We start from the raw sequence: 21,073 nt of genomic DNA, 5'->3' as shown, positions 1-21,073 counted from the left end.
AGCGAAAGCTGCCGGTTTACACCAACAGCTTTCCTGTAGATTTTTCCTGCTCATCCACAAAGTCCGGATGGGCCTGGTCTTTTTCAGATATCACGACTGGCTCGATCGGCCACTCAATGTTGAAGGCCGGATCATTCCAGCGGATGCCGCGCTCGGCACCGGGGGTGTAGAACTCTGTCACCTGGTATGTCACATCCGTGTTATCCTCCAGCGTGATAAAGCCGTGCGCAAAGCCCTCGGGCACAAACAGCATGCGGTAGTTATCAGCCGTCAGCTCCACCCCTATCCACTGCTTGTAAGTTTCGGAGCCCGGGCGCATATCGATGATCACATCGTAAATGGCACCACGTGTGCAACGCACCAGCTTCGACTCCTCGTTGGGCGCCAGCTGCATGTGCATGCCGCGCAGCGTGCCTTTCTTCTTGTTATAGGATACGTTGGTTTGCCTTACGTCATTGCTCAAACCATGCTCCTCAAACTCCTTTTGGCAGAAGGAACGGCCAAAGAAGCCGCGCTCGTCCTCCAGGCGCTTTACATCAATGATAAAGGCCCCTTTTAACTTTGTTTCTGTAAAAATCATGTTGTGTTATACTTAGGCAGTCTCTAGTTCGGCGTTGGATACCCTGGATGTGTTTCGCTGCCACTGCAGCTGCTCGTTGATCTTACCTGTGTCCTGCAGGCTGTTGAGCACCATCAGGCGCATCAGCTGCGAGTTACGGAAGTCCCCGTCTTTGAAATCCATGGCTTTCAGCCCTTCGTGCAGTTCCTCAATGGCCTGGATCAGCGAGTACTGCGGCTGGTGGTTTGGCGCCAGCTGCTTAAACAGGTCGAAGTTTACTTTGTAGGAGCGCTTGTCCGGGGCTGCGTCCTGGTTCACCGACACATCCACGCCCGGCATTACCTCGGCCACGGCGTTAGCCAGTTCATACACCTGGTAGTTCCACTCGTTGGACCCGGTGTTCACGGCCAGATACTCGCCGCCGTTGGAGGCTTCTCTTGTAACGGCCCACTCAATAGCGCGCGCCATGTCTTTTACGTGGATCAGCGGGCGCCAAGGGGTGCCGTCGCTCAGGATGCTGATCTTGCCTGTCGTCACGGCTCCGGCCACAAAGTCGTTGAGTACCAGGTCCAGGCGCAGGCGGTCGCTCATGCCGCAGGCAGTGGCGAAGCGCAGGCAGGTCACCGTAAAACCGTCGCCGGCCAGCGGCTGCAGCTCTTTCTCGGTGGCTACTTTGGAGCGGGCATAGGCGGTGAGCGGGTTCAGTTCCGACTCTTCTGTTTTGGCCTGCTCGGAGGCAGCGCCATACATGCTGCAGCTCGAGGCAAACACGAAGTTCTTTACACCGGCAGCCTTAGCCATTTCGGCAATACGCACGCTCGACTTATAGTTTACCTCCATGGTCACGTCCTCAAACTTCTTGCCCATCGGGTCGTTGGAGATGGCAGCCAGTTGCACCACGGCATCCACGCCCTCCAGCACCTCGGCTGGCATGGTGCGCACATCACCGTACAGCTGCACATCCAGCTGGCTCTCAGGCAGCACGGGAGCGTTGGTCAGGCAAGAGGCAAAATAGGCCATGTCGTAGCCTACAAGGGTGGCTTCGGGGTAGGCAGCGCGCAGGCGCTCAACCACGCCCGGGCCAACATACCCCATATTTCCGGTTATCAGTATTTTCATTTGATGTTGTGTATATAGTAAGAAAAGGGTTTGGGTTCAGTTTGCAGGAAGCACAGGCTAGTTCACCGCGCCTGACAGCATCTTGTGCCACACGTTCCAGGGCGCCTTGCCGCTCTGCCACAGGTCCTCCAGCACATGCTTATCGCGCAGGGTATCCATTGGCTGCCAGAATCCGCGGTGGCGGTAGGCAGAGAGCTCACCTTCCTCGGCCAGCGACTCCAGCGGGCCGCGCTCCCAGATCGTGCTGTCATCCTCGATGTAGTCGAACACGCTTGGCTCCAGCACAAAGAAGCCGCCGTTAATCCAGGGCATGTCGCCGCCCGTCGGCTTTTCCTTGAACTGCGGCACCTTGGTTGCCTCCGAAGACAGGGTAAACGCACCGAAACGGCCCGGCTGCTGCACCGCTGTCAAGGTGGCTTTCGTGCCCTGTGCCTTGTGGTAGGCAATGGCCTCGGCTATGTTCACGTCGCTTACGCCGTCGCCGTAGGTCAGGCAGAAGGTATCATCGCCCACATAGTCCTGCACGCGCTTCAGGCGGCCGCCAGTCATGGTGCCCTCGCCCGTGTCCACCAGCGTCACTTTCCATGATTCTGTGTGGTTTTTGTGAACCTCCATGCTGTTTTTGCGCATATCGAAGGTCACATCAGAATTGTACAGGCAATAGTTGGCAAAATATTCTTTGATGATGTGGCCCTTGTAGCCGCAGCAAATCACAAAGTCGTTAATGTTGTAGTGGGAGTATATCTTCATGATGTGCCAAAGGATAGGCTTGCCTCCGATTTCCACCATTGGCTTTGGGCGCACACCACTTTCTTCGCTTATTCTTGTACCGTAACCACCGGCAAGTATAACTGCTTTCATCTATAGTAAAGGGTTAAAGGGATAAAACATTGGGTTCAGGCGGGCAGGAGAAATATTGTACTACTTCTTCAGCCGTGTTTTCTGATTGATACGAAGATTTCTATATTTTGATGTTAGGGAAGAGATTTTTCCTGAGGAATTTATACCTGGGCGGCTACGGCTGTGTACTGGCATGGGCTGACTTTACGTAAGCAGATCGCGTGGAGGTATCCAGCTGCGACGGGCCAACGACACTGAAAGAACGCTTGTTGGCGTACTTTACCTTGTTATAAAACTGCTGCACCGCCTGTCGGTAGCGGCTGTAAGGCTGCCGATGGCGGTAATAGTGCTCTGTGAATGTTCTCCACCTCATCTTTTCTTCCTCCCGAACTTCTTTATGACTATTTAGTGAGTTGCAGCCTTCGGTTGCTGCGCTTGCTCAGCATCAGCTTGGCCACTTCAAACAGAAACAGCGTGTTTGTCACCAGGTAGCGCTTCCACAGGCGGCGCGGCTCCTGCCACAGGCGGTAGGTCCACTCCAGGCTCAGGTCGCGGGCCCACTTTGGCAAGCGCCTCTCCAGCCCGGCATAGGTCATGTACGCCTGCCCCACTCCCAGCATGCAGGCTTTCACCTGCCCCTTGTGGTCTGCCATCCAACGCTCCTGCTTCGGGCACCCCAGCGCCACAAACACAAGGTCTGCACCAGAGTCGTTGATCATCTTGGTGATAGCGGTGTCCTCGATGTGCGTGAGCTTCCGGAAGGGCGGCGAGTAGTGCCCGGCTATGCGCAGATCCGGCAGGTCCTTTTTGGCCTGGGCCACAACTGCCTCCAGCACATCGTCGGTTGACCCGTAGAAGTATACGGACTTGCCCCGCACGGCGGCCTCCTGCAGCAGGCGCGGCATAAGGTCCATGCCCGGCACGCGGTCCTGATGCTGGCCGTAGAGCAGCTTCATCAGTTTAGACAACGGCCCCCCATCCGGTGAGGCGATGTCGGCATTGTTCAAAAGGTCCTGAAAGTCCTTGTCATTGCGGGCCTCCATCAGCATGTGCACGTTGGCAAAGCATACGTAGGAGGACTCTTTATTATCTGTTAGCCAGAAAACCTGGTTCACGAAGTCTTCAAAGGTACCTGCCGAGATAAGGGAGCTGAGGAGCTGGCGCTTCTCTTTGATGGGTGGCTCGGCCGCCACCTTTTTTTCTTGTAGTGTATCAGTAAGCATTCTTTTCTCCTTTTACCATGTTCCAGACAGTGAGGAAGATAATTTTCATATCCATCATAAAGCTCCAGTTGGCCATGTACATCACATCATACTCCACCCGCTTTTCCATCAGGTGCACCTCTTTGGTTTCGCCGCGGAAGCCGCTCACCTGGGCATAGCCCGTGATGCCCGGCGTCACGAAGTGACGCACTTTATACTTGGATATAACTTTTGAGTAATGGTCCAGCTGAGACACCAGGTTCGGGCGCGGCCCTACCACTGACATGTCGCCTAGCAGCACGTTAAAGAACTGAGGCAGCTCATCAAGGTTGGTTTTGCGCATAAAGGCCCCCACCCGCGTTATTCTTGGGTCGTTTTTGGTGGCCTGCAGCTCGGTGTTGTTATTCACCCGCATGGTGCGGAACTTGTAGCACACGAACAGCCTGTTCTTTTTGCCCGGGCGCAGCTGCTTAAAGAAAACCGGCCCCTTGGACTCCAGCTTAATAGCCAGCGCGATGATCGGGAAGAGGATCGGGAAGACCAGCAGGATCACAACCAGCGAGAACAGCACATCGAACGCCCGTTTCACGACACGGTTGGAGGCCATCTCTAACGGCTCGTTACGCACGCTGATCATCGGGATGTTGTGGTAGAAGTACATGTTAACCTCTTTCTGCACAATGGCGCTGAAATCCGGCACGATGCGCAGGTACACAAAGTTGTCTTCTGCGAACTGAGTCAGCTCGTCGATCTGCGCTTTGTCATTCAGCGGCTTGGTATAGTAGATTTCATCAATGCTGTGCTGCAGGCAGTACTCCTTCAGGTCCTCCATGGTGCCGCACACCTGGCTGTTATACGGGTTGTTTTCATCCACTTCATCGTCGAAGAAGCCCATGAACTTGGTTCCGAACTCGTCGTTGTTGCTCATTGTCTGGTGCAAGGCTCTGGCGGCAGATCCGGTGCCCACGATCACGTAGCGGGTGTGCGCCATCCCAGAATTGGTGCAGTAGCGGTACACCTGCTGCAACAGCAACCGGCTAAAGCCAATCAGCAAGGCCGTGGACAGGTACGTGTACAGCAGCAGCAGGCGGGAGAGTTCTTCCAGGTTAAAGACCACGATACAGCTTGCCAGGATAAAGGCATGCATGATAAAGACGTTAATCAGGTTGGCAAGCCGCTTGTCCATGGTGAAAAGGCCGTCAACCCTGAAAACAAAGTTTGAGAAGCCAGAGACGATCCACCACACCAGCGCAAACAACACGAAGAAGACGTTGTACTGGTAATCAAGGTCCAGGCTGCCGTAGCGGATTAGGTTGGAGAACTTGAACGCGAATGCGATAAGCGTAACGTCCAGGATTAACAGAAGAACTCTGTTAAAACTGTAATAGTGTCTATATTTATTCATCTTGGTCTTGTACTTATTTAATCATATAATAACCCTTCGTGTCTTTTTCTGCACTGCCCTCTGGTTCTCTTCACATGCTGCCGCTGTAGCAGACCTAGCGCGTTAAGACATCTACACCAGTTGTTAAGCTTCGTTAAACTTTTGCTTTTTTCTTGAAGCCGTTGCCTTGCGAACAACCTCCGGCGGTTCAGCTTAACCGCCCTCGTGTCGTTCTTCTGTTATAGGGGAAAATACGGCTTACAAATGGTAAGGTTTATGATTTTACTAAGTTCCATTGAAAAAAAGTAATTAAATAATATATCAAAAACACAATGTTTATATATACTATAATTGCTCTATTTGAATAAAAACCTGCTTCAGAAGTACAATTTGGCTCTTCCAACGCATAATCCGGCGCAAAGCTTCTTTTATAACTATATATATATAATTCATTCTATCTTGCCTGTGCGGGCATGCCTATTTACCCAGATGTGTGTGTCGGTTACCCTAAAGCCATTTTAGAACAGGGTGCGGCTAGTTTTTAAAACAACAAAATTGTACAATAACACACCACCCATAGTATAATTACCTCACCCCGGGAATGCCACCAAAGTTATACAAGGAGTAAAACCCAGATTACCTATATAGAAAGGGTGAAACACCGGGTACGCGGCACCCTAAGGACAGGTTCAGCCAAGGTACAGGGTAAACAGAAAGCTGCCACTTGTACTCCTCCGGCTGCCAAAACATGGATGACACCTTCAGATACAGCATAGAGGCGCTGTGAAACAGGCGCAACGAAAACAAACGAGAGGACGCTGCTACGCAAGTAATTAAAAATTGGTTTCGTTATATTTAAAAAAGTTCAGAAATATCTCTCCCCTTTTGAACTTTACTACCCCTAAATTCAATTAACCTGTCTATAGCAGCTTCAGCTTTAGTAGCCGTGCCAGCTGCCATAAATATTTTGCCCTGTATTTCCGCCGGGCAACCCAAGGCTGCCCGGCGGCCGACAGAACAGCTACTGGCTGAGCATTACAACCAGAACGTGAACTTAAAAGCTAAACTTATAAAGTAGATTTACAGCCAAAGTATATGCGCCAATTTGCCAAAGGCTTCTCCTGCCTGCTCCTGCTGCAGCTGTGGAGTGCCTTCTCAAGCTATGCCTCTTCCCAACCATGCGCCCCTACCGTAACAACCTCCGGTGACCTCTGCAGCACCGGTCAGGTAAACCTTACTGCCAGCCCTGCTGCCACTTACCTGTGGTCTACCGGAGCCACTACACAAAGCATCGCCGTTACCAAAGAGGGCAGCTACACTGTCACCACGAAACAGGAGGATGGCTGCGAAGGCACCTCCGAGGAGGTTACGGTGACGGACGGCCCGGACGCCACCGTGGTGGACCCCATCAGCTTCTTTACCTCCTGTAGCTATGCCGGAAATGTAGCCACGTTTGAGCTCACCATAGAGAATGCCTCTGTCACCAAGGAAACCAACACCCGCTATGAGATAAACTGGGGCGACGGCAACACAACCACCCTGGGACCGGAGTTTGAGACAGCCACCCACACCTATAGGTCAGGAGGCTCTTTTAGCTTGCGCGTAACGGCGTATGACGCACATGGGTGCAAAGGCACGCACGAGGAGCGTGTGTTCATAGGCAGTAACCCCAGCCTGGGCATCTCCAGCCGCGGTAACACAAACGACTGTGCCCCTGCCACCTTTATCTTTGACATTGATAAGGAGATCGTAAAAAACAACTCCCCGCAAACGGTTTATACTTTCCAGTTCGACGACGGGTCAGCCCCGATGGTGTTCTCGCATGCCAACCTGCCTGCAACCATTGAGCACACATTTACAGAATCCTCGATGAGCAAGCCAGGGCGTGCTTTCACCCTGACAGCCACTGCCACCAACCCCTGCGGCACCACTCCCGCCACCGTGGGAGGCATAAAGGTATCCAAAGGTCCTATTGCCGACTTCGCCATCGGCAAAGCCTGCTTAAACACGCCTATCAAACTAACGGACAAGACCATTGAAGGCTTTAACGCAAACGCCAATGCCGGCACCAACGCCGGTAGCTATATCGTAGACTGGGAGATCTCCCCGGCACAGGGCTGGGAGTATACCTCCGGCACCAGCAAGACCAAAAGCCCATCGGTTAAATTTACGCAGCCGGGCACCTACAGTATCGTTATGACGGCCACCCCTACGGGACTTAACACAAAATGTACATCAAGTACAGTGAACAAGGTCATCGTGATTGAAGAGCCGCCGGTTGCTGATTTCACCCTCAGCGGCGACGATACATGCGCATCGGCCGTTTTCGCGGCCAACAATACCTCCACCGGCCCAACAGCCAACTATACCTGGCGGGTAAGCCCGGCCGAGGGGTGGGAGTTTACACAGGGTACCAAGTCAACATCCAGAGATGCCGCCTTCCAGTTTAACAAGTCCGGCACCTACACCATTTCCCTGACAGCCAGCAACAGCTGCCAAACCACGCTGAAGGAGACGACCATCACCATAAAAGCAAAGCCGCAGGTAAAGCTGCCGGCACCGCAGGTGTACTGCGGGCCGCAAACCCTTGCCTTTACAGCCGAGAACGCTGCGCACGCACCAACTTACGATGCCCAACTGGGTACCATCAGCCAGTACGCCTGGTCTGTTTCGGGCCCGGGTGCAACTACGTTTGAGAACGGAACCGACGCAGGCTCGGCCTACCCAAGCATACACTTTACCGAGGCAGGCACTTATACGGTCAGCGTGGTGGCCACAAATGAGTGCGGCAGCTCTGAGGCGGCCACGCAGCAGGTTGTCATCAACCCGCTGCCAGAGCTGAAGGTAACTTCTACCGAACCGGCGCTCTGTATCGGCGGCAGCACCACCCTGACTGTGGAGGGCGCCGATACCTATACCTGGGCACCGGCCACCGGCCTGAACACCACTAAGGGAGCCAAAGTGGTTGCCAATCCAACCGAGACAACCACCTACACCCTTACCGGCACCAACGCCGCGACCGGCTGTACCAATACCACCACTTTTACCGTGGAAGTAAACCCGCTACCAATAGTAGCAGTAAGCGCCAGTGCCAGCGAGATTTGTGTGGGGCAAGGCGTGGCTACGCTGGCAGCCACAGGCGCTGACACCTATACCTGGGCCCCGGCAGATGGCCTGAGTGCCACGGAAGGCGCCAGTGTAGAAGCAAGCCCCGCTGCCACCATCACCTACACCGTTACAGGCTATAACAGTGCCACCGGTTGCAGCAGCACGACTTCGGTAACCGTAACCGTAAACCCCTTGCCGGAGGTAAATGCCGGGCCGGACCTATCTGTTTGTGATGACCCTACCCCTTTGCAGTTGAAGGGCAGCCCGGCTGGTGGTGTCTGGAGCGGAGAGCAGGTAAGTGCGGAGGGCAGCTTTATCCCGAACGGCAAAGGGAATTATGTGCTTACCTATACTTACACCGATGCCAAAGGCTGCTCCAACTCCGACCAGATGACGGTTGTTGTGACGGATGTGGCACAGGCTACGGTGGCAGAAAAAGAAATCGAGCGTTGCCTGAACGACGGCTCCTTCGTGCTGGGGGCTAGCCCGGCAGGAGGTAAATGGAGCGGTTCGCGGCACCTGACCGAAGATGGCACCTTTACACCGGCAGAGGTTGGCACCTATACTTTAACATACACCTACTATACCGGCACCTGCTTTACCACCGACCAGACGCAGGTAACTGTGAAGCCGCTTCCGACTGCGCCAGTGGTAACCGGTGTAAAAGACATTTGCTATAACACCAGCACCACGCTCGCCACCAAAATCCAGGCAGGCAAAGTAAACTGGTATACGCAGCCGCAGGGCGGCACCCTGATCGGCACGACAGCGGCAGGCACTAGCTTTGAAACAGGGCAGCTAAAGCAAACCACTACCTTCTTTGCAGAACACGTGGCCGAAAACCAATGCGCCAGCCCCCGCACGAAAGTAACCGTGGTGGTGCGACCGGAGATTGCGGCCCCTGTTGTGGCTCCTGTTATCATCTGTGGAGCCGGCAAAGCCACACTGGTAGCACAAGGCACAGCCGGTACCTACAACTGGTATGACAAGCATGGCAATATACTGGTAACCAATGGCGGCAAAGTATACGAGCCGCAGGTAATCGAGAGCACCGTTTTTTATGCAGAGGCCGTGGTAGGAAATTGCGCCGGCCCTCGTGCAGAAGCCCGTGTAACCGTTAACCCGGTGCTCGGCAACAATACGTTGGATGCCGCAGGACCGGTATGCGAAGGCAAGCCCTTTACCCTGACCGGCTCTGAACCCAACGGCGGCGGGGGCCCAACAACCTTTACGTACCAGTGGGCGAGCAGCACGGATGGCGTTACGTTCACCGCTGTTACAGGAGCGACCGCCAACGCCTACAACTTAAAAGCGGGACTGGCTAAGCCGACCTGGTTTAAGCGTACTGTCTATTCCGACGGCTGCGAGCTGGCCTCCGACCCAATCAGGGTAGAGGTGATCCCTGCCATCACCAAAAACCAGCTTTCGCCTGTTCCGGCTATCTGTGCGGGTCAGGTGCCGGGTGAGATCAAGGGAGTGCTGGTAGGCGGCACCGCGCCTTATACTTACACCTGGTACGTGAGCACCGACAACACCACCTTCGAAGAGATCAAAAACAGCAATACGCCGAACTATCAGCCTGAGGCCCCGCTTGATGGCAACACCTGGTACAAACGCGTAGTTAAGTCTGGCTCCTGCGACGAAAGCGTCAGCAACATACTGATGGTAACGGTAGCGCCTGCGATCAGCAAGAATAGTATTCGCGGCAACCAAACTGTATGCGAGGGCGATAACGCTACACTAACCGGAGAGGCGCCGCAAGGCGGCAACGGCCCCGGCACCTATACTTACTACTGGGAGTCCAGGGTGGCTGGTGGAGAGTACCGGGAGATACCGGACAGCCGCGGCAACAGCACCAAAGACTGGACAGCCAATAACCTCACGCAAACAACTACTTTCCGCAGGATCGTGATGTCAGGCACCTGCAACGTGAGCACCAGCGACCCGGTGACAGTTACGGTAAACCCAAAACTGCTGAACCTGATCACGGGAGACCAGGAAGTGTGCCAGGGCGGCACGCCAACCCTGCTGAGCAGCCTGACGCCTACTTCCGGCGGTGAGGCTGGCAAGTATGCGTACACCTGGGAGTACAAGTCGGAAGGAGACACGGACTTTATGCCGGCGGCGGGCAACAATACCCGCGCAGACGGCAGCTACCAGCCGGGGCCACTCAGCAAAACCACCCTTTTCCGCCGTAAAGTTACGTCCGGTGGGTGCATCAGCTACTCCCCTGCTGTGAAGGTAACGGTAAACAGCCCAATCCAGAACTACAACATCAAGGCCTCGCAGAGCATTTATGCTGGCACAAAGCCGGCCAAGCTTACCGGCCTGAACACAACGCCACTGGCTGGCGGCAACGGCAAGTACAGCTACCGCTGGGAGTCCCGCACCAATGGCCAGGACTTTCAGCCGGCACAGGGTGCCAACGAGAGTGCGGAGTACGTGTTCCCGACGGGACTGTACACCGACACCTGGTATCGCCGCGTGGTGATATCCGGCGGATGTGAGGCTATTTCCAATGAGGTGGTGATCACAGTGATTGCCGAGATTGCCAACAACGTGGTGAAATCGGACCAAACCATCTGTACCGGCAGTGTACCGGCAACGCTGGAGGGGGAGCTTCCGAAAGGCGGTGAGGGTAACTTCAATTACCGCTGGGAAAGCAGCACGAAGGGCGACAAAACAGGTTTCGTAACCGCCCAGGGACTGGACGGTGCGCCAAACGATGCACAGAGTTTCCAGCCGGGGCCGGTAAGCCAAAACACCTGGTTCCGCCGTATCGTCACCTCCGGTGCTTACACAGACATCAGCAACCCTGTACTTGTAACCGTAAAGCCTGAGCTGAGCAATAACGTTGTTTTATCCAGCACGCAGGTGGTGTGCTATGGAGAGGCTCCGGCCACGCTCAGCGGCTCCGAGCCGGAAGGCGGCAGCGGCACTCCGGCATTCCTGTGGGAGTTCAGCGGCACCCGCGACGGCATTTACAAGCCAGCACCGGGCCAGAACAACAGAAAGGACTACACGCCATACCCGCTAACGGACAACACCTGGTTCAGACGCGTGGTGACCTCGGCCTCCTGCGGCTCCCTTACGAGCAATGCCGTAGAGGTAAGGGTAACACCACTGCCAGAGAAGCCTGTGGCACAGGGAGCCAACATATGTGCCGGCCTCAGCACAACACTTACAGCCACCGGGAAAGGCGGCAGGCTGGAGTGGTTCGCAAGTGCGGCAGGCGGCAACCCGGTGGCAACAGAAAATTCGTTTACAACGCCTGTGCTCCAGTACACCACCACTTACTACGTGCAGGAGGTGGCGCAGAACTGTGCCAGCGAACGGCAGGCGGTGACGGTGACGGTAACGGAGCCCAAGCTAAGCGCGGGCCCTGATGTAACGGTGGTAAAAGGCAGAAGCGCACAGCTGGAAGCCAGCGGAGGCCTGACTTATACCTGGTCGCCGGCTGAGGGGATGAACAACCCCAACATTTCCAACCCTACCGTTACTCCGGATAAGACGACCGTCTACACCGTGACAGCCACAACAGAGGGCGGCTGTACTTTCAGCGATGAGGTGGTGGTGCGTGTACTGCCGTTTGTGGATATCCCGAACACGTTCACTCCGAACCAGGACGGCATTAACGACACCTGGGAGATTGAGAATATCGACAAGTACACCAACTGCAAAGTCCAGATCTTTAACCAGTGGGGCAACATGGTGTTCAGCTCAGACGGGTACCAGGCTCCTTGGGACGGCAGCCAGAACGGCAAGCCGCTGCCCATGGCAACCTACTACTATGTCATCAAATTAGATACAAATGAAAAGCCGCTGACCGGCAGCATAACCATCGTTAAATAACCGCCCCCTATGAACAGACTTTTAGCCCTTGGCTTCATGCTTTTTGCCGTGGCAGGCAGTGCCATGGCGCAGCAGCGGCCGCAGTACACGCAGTATTCGTTAAATAACTACCTGGCCAACCCGGCCATTACCGGCATCGAGGACTATGGAGACCTGAAGCTTGGTACGCGCCAGCAGTGGTCCGGCCTGGAGGGTGCGCCGCAGTCGTACTACGCCACACTGCACATGCCGATCCATAAGAGCTCCAGCTCCTACAATGGCGGTCGCACTGGCAACGTGGCAAAGGAGGCGAGCACAAAGCAGAACGTGTACCGCCGCGTGCGCCCGCACCACGGTTTGGGGCTGATGGCGATGTCTACGGAGACGGGGCCTCTGAAGCGCGGAAGCATCTCAGCCAGTTACGCCTACCACCAGCCTCTGTCGCGCACGCTGCGCATTGCTGCCGGCGTACAGCCGGGCCTCATCCAGTACAGCCTGGACCCGGCCCGGGTGAAGCTGGCCAAGAACAGCATCAACGACCCGGCCATTTACGACGGGCGGGCCAATGAGACCAAGTTCGACCTCAGCCTGGGCCTCTGGCTCTACTCCCGCAATTTCTACGCCGGTGTGTCGGGTGCGCAGCTGGTGCCGAGCAAACGAAAGTTTGTGGAAGCCAACACCCCGGACGACAACGACGGCTCCCTGCAGCAGCACTACTTCCTGACAAGCGGCTACCGCTTTGATGTGTCTCCTTATATTTCGGTGGTCCCCTCCATGATGGTCAAGATGGCGCAGCCAAGCCCGGCCTCGGTAGACGCCACTGTGAAAGTGCTTTACGCCAACAGGCTCTGGGCGGGCGTTACTTACCGGCACGAAGAATCCGTGGCGGCTATGGCCGGCATTAACATCAACCACCTGTTTGACCTGGCCTACTCCTACGATGCCAGCACATCGCCGCTGGGCCAGGCGAATGCCGGAAGCCACGAGGTGGTGCTCGGCTTTAAGCTCCGTAACACAAGAAAGGTTATATGCCCGGAATGGGCTTGGTAATATTAATAATGGTTTAGTTTGAGAGTAGAAACGGGGCAGCTATTTTAGCTGTCCTTTTCTTTTTTTGCGGCTTGCCACAGGCACAACTTTTTAGCAGCAACCACAGTACGGCCATGTATAAATGCATCGTATATGGTACTGAAAAAATCCCTGGCTATCTTTTTAGGCATTGCCTTCCTGTCTTTTGTGGCGGTACAGTACAACGACCCGGACCCGCTGGTGTGGATGCTCCTGTATGGAGTGGCAGCCCTGCTATGTTTCCTGTCGGCTTTTAACCGGGCGCCCCGCACTGTCCTGTGGGTAGGGGCCGTATTGTATGCCCTGGGAGGAGTGTACATGTGGCCCGCGCTTTTCGAGGGGATCAGCATCGGCAGCGGCAACATCAAAAACATAGAGGAGGCCCGGGAGTCGTTAGGGCTTTTCCTGTACAGCCTGTCCTTTGCCAGCCTGGACCTGCTTGCGAGGCAACAGCTGCGCCGCCAGCTACGGCTGCAGCAACTGCAAAAAGCAAAATGGGCTCACTGAGAATACCTCAGCAAGCCCATCCTTTAATTACTCCTATACTTATACTTGTGCTTTTAGAGCTGCTCCGCTTTAAAGCCTGCCTTCTCCACGGTGCTCCGGATCGTTTGGGCATCGGCGGTGTCGGCTTTTACCTCCAGTACCTTGTTCGGGTTATCGGTATCCACTTTCCACTCCTGCACGCCCTCCAGCTTATTCAGGTGAGGTGTTACGGCTTTCACACAGCTTCCACAGTTGATGTTGGTTTTGAATTTATAGGTTTCCATTTGCTTTTCAGTTTTATTTATTTAACATATTAATCACACTTTATACTTTCTTGACACGCAGGCGCAGGCTGTTCGTTACGACCGATACCGAGCTCAGGGCCATGGCGGCACCCGCAATCATCGGGTTCAGCAGAAAGCCTGTGAACGGGAACAGGACGCCTGCAGCCACCGGAATACAGATCACGTTGTAGAAGAAGGCCCAGAACAAGTTCTGGCGGATTGTCTGCACCGTTGCCCGCGATAGCCGAACAGCCTTAGCCACCTGCGTCAGGTCTGAGCGCATGAGGGTAATGCCCGCCACATCCATGGCAACGTCTGTCCCCTGCCCCATGGCTATACTTACGTCCGCGGTGGCCAGGGCCTGTGCATCGTTGATACCGTCTCCCACCATGGCCACTACCTTGCCTTCGGCTTGCAGCTTTTTCACAAACTCAGCCTTGTCGTTTGGCAGCAGCTCGGCCTGGAAATGCTCCACGCCTACCTGCCTTGCCACAGCCTCGGCAGTTTGCCTGTTGTCGCCGGTCAGCATGTATATTTCCAGACCGGCCTCGTGCATGGCCTTGATGCCTTCGGCGGCGGCGGGTTTAATAGGGTCGCTTACGGCAAACACAGCGAGGGCCTGTTGGGCATCGGCAAAGAAGATAACCGTCTTGGCGTCCTCCTGCAGCTGCCTTGCCGCCTGCAGCAGGTGTGCCGGCAGCTCCACGCCCTGCTGCTGCAGCAGCTTCTCGTTACCGGCAAAATAACGCTTCCCGTCGTACTCCGCCTCAATCCCCAGGCCTGTCAGGCTGTTAAAGTAGGCGGGCTGCAGGGCCTTCTGCCCCTGCTCTTTGTAGAACGTGTAGATGGCCTGCGCGATCGGGTGCTCCGACTGCGCCTCCATGGAGAAGAACAGTGTTTCCAGCCGCTGCTGCATCACTGTGTCCTGCGCCCACACCACATCGGTAACAGAGGGCTTGCCCAGCGTGATGGTTCCGGTTTTATCAAGTATAACCGCATTTACCTTGTGGGCGTGCTCCAGGCTCTCCGCGTCTTTGATCAGGATACCGTTTTCTGCCCCCCGGCCCACGCCTACCATTATAGCCGTTGGCGTGGCGAGTCCCAAGGCACAGGGGCAGGCAATCACCAGCACCGAGATAGTAGATAGCAGCGCCTCCGTCAGGTAAGCCTCGCCACCCAGCACGAGCCAGGCTGCAAAAGTAAGTATGGCGATGCCCAGCACCACCGGCACAAAGATGCCGGCAATCCTGTCCACCAGTTTCTGCACCGGTGCCTTGCTCCCCTGCGCCTCCTGCACCAGCTTAATAATGTGCGCCAGCATGGTTTCGCCGCCCGTTTTCTGCGCGATGAGCTGCAGACTGCCTTTTTGGTTGATGGTGCCGGCATAGAGCATATCGCCCGGCTTTTTCTGCACCGGCAGCGGCTCACCGCTGAGCATGCTTTCGTCGACGTAGGTCGTACCAGCGGCTACCTCCCCGTCCACCGGGATGCGCTCGCCGGGTAAAAGCACCACGCGGTCTCCCACCTGTACTTCCTCGATCTTTATCTCCAGCTCCGTTTCGTTTCGCAGCACCCGCACCGTTTTAGGCTGCAGGCCCATCAGCTTCTTGATGGCGGAGGAGCTACGGTCTTTTGCCCCCTCCTCCAGGTACTTACCTAAAAGTATAAAGGCGATGATCACGGCCACTGCCTCGTAGTACACGTGCGGCATCAGGCCCCTGCTCAAAAAGAACTCCGGGTACACCGTGTTAAACACACTGAAAATAAAGGCGATGCCCGTGCTGAGCGCCACCAGTGTATCCATGTTCGCCCGAAAGTGCTTTGCCTGGGCCCAGGCACCTGTAAAGAAGCGCTGCCCCGCCCACAGCAGCACCGGAGCGGTTAATACCAGCATCGCCCAGTTGCCCCAGCTAAAGGTATCGTGAAAGAACATGCCCAGGACGAACACCGGCAGGGCCAGCACGCCCGCCACGATAGTTTTCCGCTTCAGCCCGGCCAGCGCCTTCGCCTGCCGCTCCTCCAGCTCTTCCTGCGTTTTCTGCTCTATCAGGATATCAAAGCCTATCTCCTGCACAGTCTCACGCAGCTGGGCAGGCGTTACCTGCCCCTCATGGTACGCCACCTGCACGGTTTTGCCTGCAAAGTTTACATTTGCCTCCTCCACGCCCTCACGCGAGCGGAGCATACTTTCAATGCTGTTGGCGCAGGAGGCACAGGTCATTCCCTCCACCGGGTAGGTGACCTTGGTTAGTGTTTTATCAGCTATAGTCGCCATTTCTTCAATGCTTTATTTCATAACAAAGATACGCCCACCTTTGCGCCAATCTGTTACACAATTCCCGAATAGGGTTACATAGTTATCACCTATGGCAAAGGCATCCCTCTATCTAATATTATTTTGTCTTTTTATTATAAAATTCATATTTTAAAAAATAAACAAGAAACATAACCTGTACTTACCACCCTTATTTTCACGCATTTAACACAAGTAGAGTTGCTAAAAGCATTTCCCTTTGTGAAAAAATTATTTTTCCCTATATTTAACATCTTAAAAACACACAATTAACTATTGCACTAAACTAATACAGGTATTGTCTTTATTACCATAGAGCACCTGTTTACTTACGATAGCTTTGCTGAAGATGGAGCGAACAAGAAAGATAGAAAGCGATGCTAGCCGCCGGCGCACGATCCAGTTTATAGGGATATCCTTTGTGAGCCTGGTTGTCCTGCTGTTCTCCGTTTGCCTGTTTTCCTATATTAAGGCTAACCAGGTGCAGCAGGAGTACAGTATAAAACTGCAGCAGGCGTACAAGAGGCTGGAGCTGGTGAACGAGCTTTTCAGCAATAAAGAACTCTCTCAGAACCTCGTGCGGGAGCATGTTTACACCCGCGACCGCGCCTTGAAAAAAGCCGTGCGTCAGCAGCTTGAGCAGTCGCACGAAGATAACAGAGCCATTGTAGACAAGCTTGAGACACTGCTGCAGCAGAAGGAGCGGAAAGCCCTGCTCCGGGAGCTGGCGCAGGAGCGCAGCAGTTACTATAGCCACGTAGACAGCCTGCTTGAGCTAAGCGAAAGCAACCGCACCCAGGAGGCACAGGCGTACACGGGCGCGTACCTGGCTCCTTTCTACAGCAAACAGCAGACACTGCTCATCCGTCTGAGCAACGAGGCTACCGAGTCATCCCAAAAAAGGACAAAGGAAGCGATACAGGCCTCCTCCTCCATCGTGGACTCTTACTCTTTTTTGCTAATCCTGGCGGTGGGTGCTGCGGTGGGTGCTGCCTACATGCTGAGCAGGGTGTTCAGGCGGCTGAGGCTGGAAAACGAGCTGCTCAATGCAGAGGTGCTGGAGCGGCAGGAGCTACAGCAAGCCCTTCTGGACAGCCAGCAGGCGTACCGCAGGCTGTTTGACAGAAACCCCGTTCCGATGTGGGTGTATGACCAGCACTCGCTTAAGTTTATGGAGGTGAACGAGGCGGCAATAAAGGAGTACGGCTATAACCGGGAGGAGTTCCTGGCGATGTCGATCCTGGATATCAGGCCGGATGGAGAAAAGGAAAAGATCCAACGGCGTATGCTGCACATCGACAAGGCGGCTGATGCCACCAGTTACGACTTTGTGCACATGCGCAAGGACGGCTCTACCTTTAAAGTGGAGCTGAAGTCACACGCTTTGCCTGAACGGGCTGATAGTTACCCCAGGCTGGTGGTGTCGGTTAACGTGCAGGAGCGGGAGGAAACGATGGCCAAGCTGGAGAAAAACGAGCAGCAGTTACGCGAAGTCAGCTCCAGCATTCCGGGAGCCGTGTACCAGTTCCTGGTTGACACGGAAGGAAGGGAGTCCTACCCTTTTATCAGCGATGGTGTTTTTGAGCTTTACGGTGTCACGGCTGAGGAAGCCTACCAGGACGCCGACAGGCTCTTCGCCCCGGTTCACCCGGATGACCAGAAGGCGATTGCACATGCCACGGAGATCTCCACCCGTGACCTCACCCCCTGGTTAGCGGAGTTCAGGGTGTGGCACCCCAAGCAGTGCAAGTGGAAGTGGATACGCGGGCACGGCTTGCCCACCCTGAAGCCGGACGGAAGCGTGTTGTCTAACGGTACGCTCATCGATATCACCAGCCAGAAAGAGGCCCAGGCCCAACTGGTGGCAAGTGAGGCGAACCTGCGCACGCTCCTGGACAGCTCATCCCAATCCATCTACCTGCTCAACAAGAAAAGGGAACTCGTTGCCTTTAACAAGGCGGCCGAAGAGGAGGTAAAAAAGCACCTGCTTAAGCCGCTCCGCAAAGGCCAGGACCTGCTCTCTTTCGTGGACCAGGCGCAGCAGCAGCAGTTCTTCGAGAATCACCTTACCGCCATGCAGGGCCAGGCAGTGCTCTACGAGCAGGGCAGCGGGGACTACTGGTATGAAATAGCCTTTAAGCCTGTTTTTGACAGCACAGAAAAGGTGATTGGGGTCACGCTGAGCATCCACGACCGCTCAGAGCAAAAAAAGGCCATTGAGGTAATAAAGAAGAATGAGGCGCAGCTCGCAAAGGCGCAGCAGATAGCCAAGCTCGGCAGCTGGGAGTACGACCTGGCAAAGGATATGCTAACGATCTCCCGTAACTTGTACGACATCTATGAGCTGCCTTACAAAACCTTTACCCCCACGTTTAGGAACATTGCCGCCCGCTTTTACCCCGACGACAGAGCGCGTGTGCTCGAACAGTACCAGCAGGCCCTGGCTACCCGCAGCGACCTGATTTCGGAGCATAGAATCGTGACGGAGAGCGGACAGGTCAAGTACCTGGCTCAAATTGGGGAAGTCGTGTGTGATGAGGAGGGCAAGCCTGTGAAAGTGGCAGGCACAACACAGGATATCACGGACCGGAAACGCTCCGAACGGGAGGTAATAGAAACGAAGAACCTGCTCCAGTCAACTATCGGTAACATTCCGGAGATCATTTTCTCAGCCGATGGTACCCTGAAGCTAAACTACCTCAGCCCAAAATGCCGCGAGATAACCGGCTTTACAGAGCAGGAGTTACTCGAAAACGACAACCATTGGCTCAGCATGGTGCACGACGCAGACAAAGAGGCGCTGCTCCAGCTAGTGGTGCCTAAGCTTAAGGCCGGCGTTAAAACGAACCAGGAGGTGTGCATCACCACCCGCGACGGTCAGACCAAGTGGCTGTTACTGCGTATCTCCCCCATGCTCGACGCCAACGGCCAGCTGGTGCGGGTCGACGGTTCTGCCTCCGACATGACACAGTACAAAGAGGCTGAGCAGAAGAAGCAACAGCTGACCGAGCAGTTGGTAAAGCAGAACCAGAACCTGCAGCAGTTTGCCTATATCGTGTCGCATAACCTGCGCACGCCCATTGCCAACATGCTGGGCCTGGCCTCCATTTATGACCAGGAGAACCCTCATGCGCCCGTCAACGGGCGGGTGGTGGATAACCTCGTGAAATCGGCGCAGCTGCTCGACACCACCATCCGTGACCTGAACGAGCTGCTCACCGTGCGCAGCCAGGCAGAGGCCGTACAGGAGCAGGTAGACTTTCACCATCTACTGGAAGAGGTTTGCGTGGCCCTCGAAAAAGAAATAGCACAAAGCGGCGCCAGTGTTTCCTGCTCTTTTGAGGATGCGCCCAGCGTTGTAACGGTAAAGAGCTTTGCGAGCAGCATCATGTTCAACCTGGTATGCAACGCCATAAAGTACAGACACCCCGAGCGAAAACCCCGTGTAGATGTTACAACTTACAGGGTAAATGGCTACCTTTGCCTACAAATACAGGACAACGGCCTCGGCATAGACCTTGAGAGGCAGCGCGATAAGGTGTTTGGACTGTATAAGCGCTTCCACCCGAAGATCGAGGGAAAGGGAATAGGACTGCATTTAGTAAAAACACAGACAGAACTACTTGGTGGAAAGGTGGAAGTGGAAAGCCAGCCGAATCTCGGCACCACCTTCCGGGTATACTTCACACAGTTACAATACCATGAGCACCCTAAATAAAGTAATGCTGATTGATGACGACCAGATAAACAACTTTGTCTGCGAAACCATCATCAAGAGTGAGAACTTCGCGAAGCAGGTCATCAGCTTTGAGTGGGCGGAAGATGCCCTGAATTACCTGAAAGAGGCAAGGAGCGCTGCTCCACAGGACTTTCCGGAGCTTATATTCCTGGATATTAACATGCCCGGCATGGACGGGTGGCAGTTTATTGAGGAGTACCGGAAGCTACCGGAATCCCTGACCCAGCGCTGCTGCCTGTTTATGCTGTCTTCTGCGGTTGATAGAAAGGACATTATCACGGCGAAGAACATGCTCGAGGTAAAAGACTTTTTCTCAAAGCCCCTGTCCAGCGAAATACTGAACATCATTCGGGAAGATTACATGAGGTGAGTTCTGCCCCCTCTCCAGAAAGTGACGGCTACTGCATTGCAGTGGCTTTTTTTGTGCCATCCCCCCACCCGTTTTGGCTAGTGCTTCGTACAACAAAACAACAAGTATGATATATCTTAATATATAAATATAACAGGTTTTAATTTAACAGAGCAAAACTAAATATATTTTTTACCTATATATTTTACAACTATAAGAGAATAAGGTCCGTAAGCTAGAGAGACTTCAAAAAGGCTATATGCCTATATAGAACTTGTTTGAAGGTAAATCTTACTGTTTAACCCTAGCTTATACCCTCATGAAAAAGTTTTTACTAGTTACGTTCACCTTCTTCCTGTTTGGCACCCCTCTGTTTGCCCAGTCAGTTTTCACGCTTAACCCAGAGGCTGAAGCGCGCTGCACCGAGCTCACCCGTAAAATGACCGCTGAACTGCGGCTGAATGAATTTGAATACATTAAACTGAAAGCCCTTAACCGCGAGCGCATGGCCAAAACCGACGAGCTGACGCGCACCTACAGCGACAACCTCCCTCTGCTGGAACAGAAGCTGCAGGAACTCGCGCAGGTCTATGACCAGAAGATCGTAACCTTCCTGAAGCCGGACCAGAAGCAGCTGTATGCCCACTACAAGCAGGAAATGCCAAAGGCACAGTTCGTAGCCGCCGGCGAAGGGTATTAACCCGCAACGATACTTGCCGAGATGATGAAGGCCTGCTACCCGTCGGCCTTCATCGAAAGGTACATCCTATAAAACACCGCAGGGGGAGCTAACTAGCTCCCCCTGCGGTGT

The 21,073-nt window shown here is 54.5% G+C and carries 14 protein-coding genes; 6 read left to right on the top strand and 8 right to left on the bottom strand.

Annotated features, from left to right (window positions below; all coding sequences use genetic code 11):
* Positions 1-16: 16 nt before the first annotated feature.
* The 6 genes from rfbC to CA264_RS02965 all read right to left on the bottom strand — a co-directional run bounded on the left by rfbC (position 17) and on the right by CA264_RS02965 (position 5,125).
* Positions 17-580, bottom strand: a complete 564-nt coding sequence (gene rfbC, locus CA264_RS02990; protein WP_025604459.1) for a dTDP-4-dehydrorhamnose 3,5-epimerase — start codon at positions 578-580, stop codon at positions 17-19.
* Positions 581-592: 12 nt separating this feature from the next.
* Complete coding sequence (locus CA264_RS02985) at positions 593-1,678, bottom strand: NAD-dependent epimerase/dehydratase family protein (RefSeq protein WP_025604458.1); 1,086 nt, start codon at positions 1,676-1,678, stop codon at positions 593-595.
* Between the two features lie 57 nt (positions 1,679-1,735).
* Positions 1,736-2,539, bottom strand: coding sequence for a glucose-1-phosphate cytidylyltransferase (gene rfbF / locus CA264_RS02980; RefSeq protein ID WP_025604457.1), 804 nt, complete (start codon positions 2,537-2,539; stop codon positions 1,736-1,738).
* Positions 2,540-2,693: 154 nt separating this feature from the next.
* A complete protein-coding gene (locus tag CA264_RS02975; protein ID WP_025604456.1) occupies positions 2,694-2,891 on the bottom strand; it encodes a hypothetical protein in 198 nt (65 codons plus the stop codon).
* Between the two features lie 28 nt (positions 2,892-2,919).
* A complete protein-coding gene (locus tag CA264_RS02970) occupies positions 2,920-3,741 on the bottom strand; it encodes a WecB/TagA/CpsF family glycosyltransferase (RefSeq protein ID WP_051364291.1) in 822 nt (273 codons plus the stop codon).
* Positions 3,731-5,125: an undecaprenyl-phosphate glucose phosphotransferase gene (locus CA264_RS02965; RefSeq protein ID WP_025604452.1), complete on the bottom strand. Its 1,395-nt coding sequence runs from the start codon at positions 5,123-5,125 to the stop codon at positions 3,731-3,733. The genes CA264_RS02970 and CA264_RS02965 overlap by 11 nt, the downstream gene beginning before the upstream one ends.
* 1,074 nt (positions 5,126-6,199) lie before the next feature.
* Between CA264_RS02965 and CA264_RS02960 the strand changes: the two genes are divergently transcribed.
* From CA264_RS02960 to CA264_RS02950, 3 genes are all read left to right on the top strand, one after another.
* Positions 6,200-12,064 (top strand): T9SS C-terminal target domain-containing protein, encoded by a 5,865-nt coding sequence (locus tag CA264_RS02960; protein WP_025604450.1) that lies wholly within the window; start codon positions 6,200-6,202, stop codon positions 12,062-12,064.
* A 9-nt stretch (positions 12,065-12,073) separates the two neighbouring features.
* Positions 12,074-13,093, top strand: a complete 1,020-nt coding sequence (locus tag CA264_RS02955) for a PorP/SprF family type IX secretion system membrane protein (protein WP_025604448.1) — start codon at positions 12,074-12,076, stop codon at positions 13,091-13,093.
* Between the two features lie 132 nt (positions 13,094-13,225).
* Positions 13,226-13,618, top strand: coding sequence for a transmembrane 220 family protein (locus CA264_RS02950; RefSeq protein WP_025604446.1), 393 nt, complete (start codon positions 13,226-13,228; stop codon positions 13,616-13,618).
* 53 nt (positions 13,619-13,671) lie between these two features.
* On the opposite strand, the gene CA264_RS02945 is transcribed toward CA264_RS02950, so the two are convergent.
* Both CA264_RS02945 and CA264_RS02940 read right to left on the bottom strand, forming a co-directional pair.
* Entirely contained in the window at positions 13,672-13,881 is a 210-nt protein-coding gene (locus CA264_RS02945; protein ID WP_025604444.1) for a heavy-metal-associated domain-containing protein, read from the bottom strand.
* A gap of 40 nt (positions 13,882-13,921) precedes the next feature.
* On the bottom strand, positions 13,922-16,156 hold the full coding sequence (locus tag CA264_RS02940; protein ID WP_025604442.1) for a heavy metal translocating P-type ATPase: 2,235 nt from the start codon (positions 16,154-16,156) through the stop codon (positions 13,922-13,924).
* 367 nt (positions 16,157-16,523) lie between these two features.
* Between CA264_RS02940 and CA264_RS02935 the strand changes: the two genes are divergently transcribed.
* The 3 genes from CA264_RS02935 to CA264_RS02925 all read left to right on the top strand — a co-directional run bounded on the left by CA264_RS02935 (position 16,524) and on the right by CA264_RS02925 (position 20,962).
* On the top strand, positions 16,524-19,892 hold the full coding sequence (locus CA264_RS02935) for a PAS domain S-box protein (RefSeq protein WP_157593625.1): 3,369 nt from the start codon (positions 16,524-16,526) through the stop codon (positions 19,890-19,892).
* Positions 19,876-20,283, top strand: a complete 408-nt coding sequence (locus CA264_RS02930) for a response regulator (RefSeq protein ID WP_025604438.1) — start codon at positions 19,876-19,878, stop codon at positions 20,281-20,283. The genes CA264_RS02935 and CA264_RS02930 overlap by 17 nt, the downstream gene beginning before the upstream one ends.
* Positions 20,284-20,581: 298 nt before the next feature.
* Entirely contained in the window at positions 20,582-20,962 is a 381-nt protein-coding gene (locus CA264_RS02925) for a hypothetical protein (protein WP_025604437.1), read from the top strand.
* The last annotated feature ends 111 nt before the right edge of the window (positions 20,963-21,073 follow it).

It is taken from the genome of Pontibacter actiniarum (genome assembly GCF_003585765.1).
Classification (GTDB): Bacteria; Bacteroidota; Bacteroidia; order Cytophagales; family Hymenobacteraceae; genus Pontibacter; species Pontibacter actiniarum.
This window is presented reverse-complemented; position numbering and strand designations above follow the sequence as displayed.

Coding starts and splice junctions, on each gene's coding strand:
- CA264_RS02985 (WP_025604458.1), bottom strand. CDS start 1,678: ATGAAAATACTGATAACCGGAAATATGGGGTATGTTGGCCCGGGCGTG.
- CA264_RS02935 (WP_157593625.1), top strand. CDS start 16,524: ATGGAGCGAACAAGAAAGATAGAAAGCGATGCTAGCCGCCGGCGCACG.
- CA264_RS02940 (WP_025604442.1), bottom strand. CDS start 16,156: ATGGCGACTATAGCTGATAAAACACTAACCAAGGTCACCTACCCGGTG.
- CA264_RS02975 (WP_025604456.1), bottom strand. CDS start 2,891: ATGAGGTGGAGAACATTCACAGAGCACTATTACCGCCATCGGCAGCCT.
- CA264_RS02960 (WP_025604450.1), top strand. CDS start 6,200: ATGCGCCAATTTGCCAAAGGCTTCTCCTGCCTGCTCCTGCTGCAGCTG.
- CA264_RS02950 (WP_025604446.1), top strand. CDS start 13,226: ATGGTACTGAAAAAATCCCTGGCTATCTTTTTAGGCATTGCCTTCCTG.
- CA264_RS02945 (WP_025604444.1), bottom strand. CDS start 13,881: ATGGAAACCTATAAATTCAAAACCAACATCAACTGTGGAAGCTGTGTG.
- CA264_RS02970 (WP_051364291.1), bottom strand. CDS start 3,741: ATGCTTACTGATACACTACAAGAAAAAAAGGTGGCGGCCGAGCCACCC.
- rfbC (WP_025604459.1), bottom strand. CDS start 580: ATGATTTTTACAGAAACAAAGTTAAAAGGGGCCTTTATCATTGATGTA.
- CA264_RS02955 (WP_025604448.1), top strand. CDS start 12,074: ATGAACAGACTTTTAGCCCTTGGCTTCATGCTTTTTGCCGTGGCAGGC.
- CA264_RS02930 (WP_025604438.1), top strand. CDS start 19,876: ATGAGCACCCTAAATAAAGTAATGCTGATTGATGACGACCAGATAAAC.
- CA264_RS02965 (WP_025604452.1), bottom strand. CDS start 5,125: ATGAATAAATATAGACACTATTACAGTTTTAACAGAGTTCTTCTGTTA.
- CA264_RS02925 (WP_025604437.1), top strand. CDS start 20,582: ATGAAAAAGTTTTTACTAGTTACGTTCACCTTCTTCCTGTTTGGCACC.
- rfbF (WP_025604457.1), bottom strand. CDS start 2,539: ATGAAAGCAGTTATACTTGCCGGTGGTTACGGTACAAGAATAAGCGAA.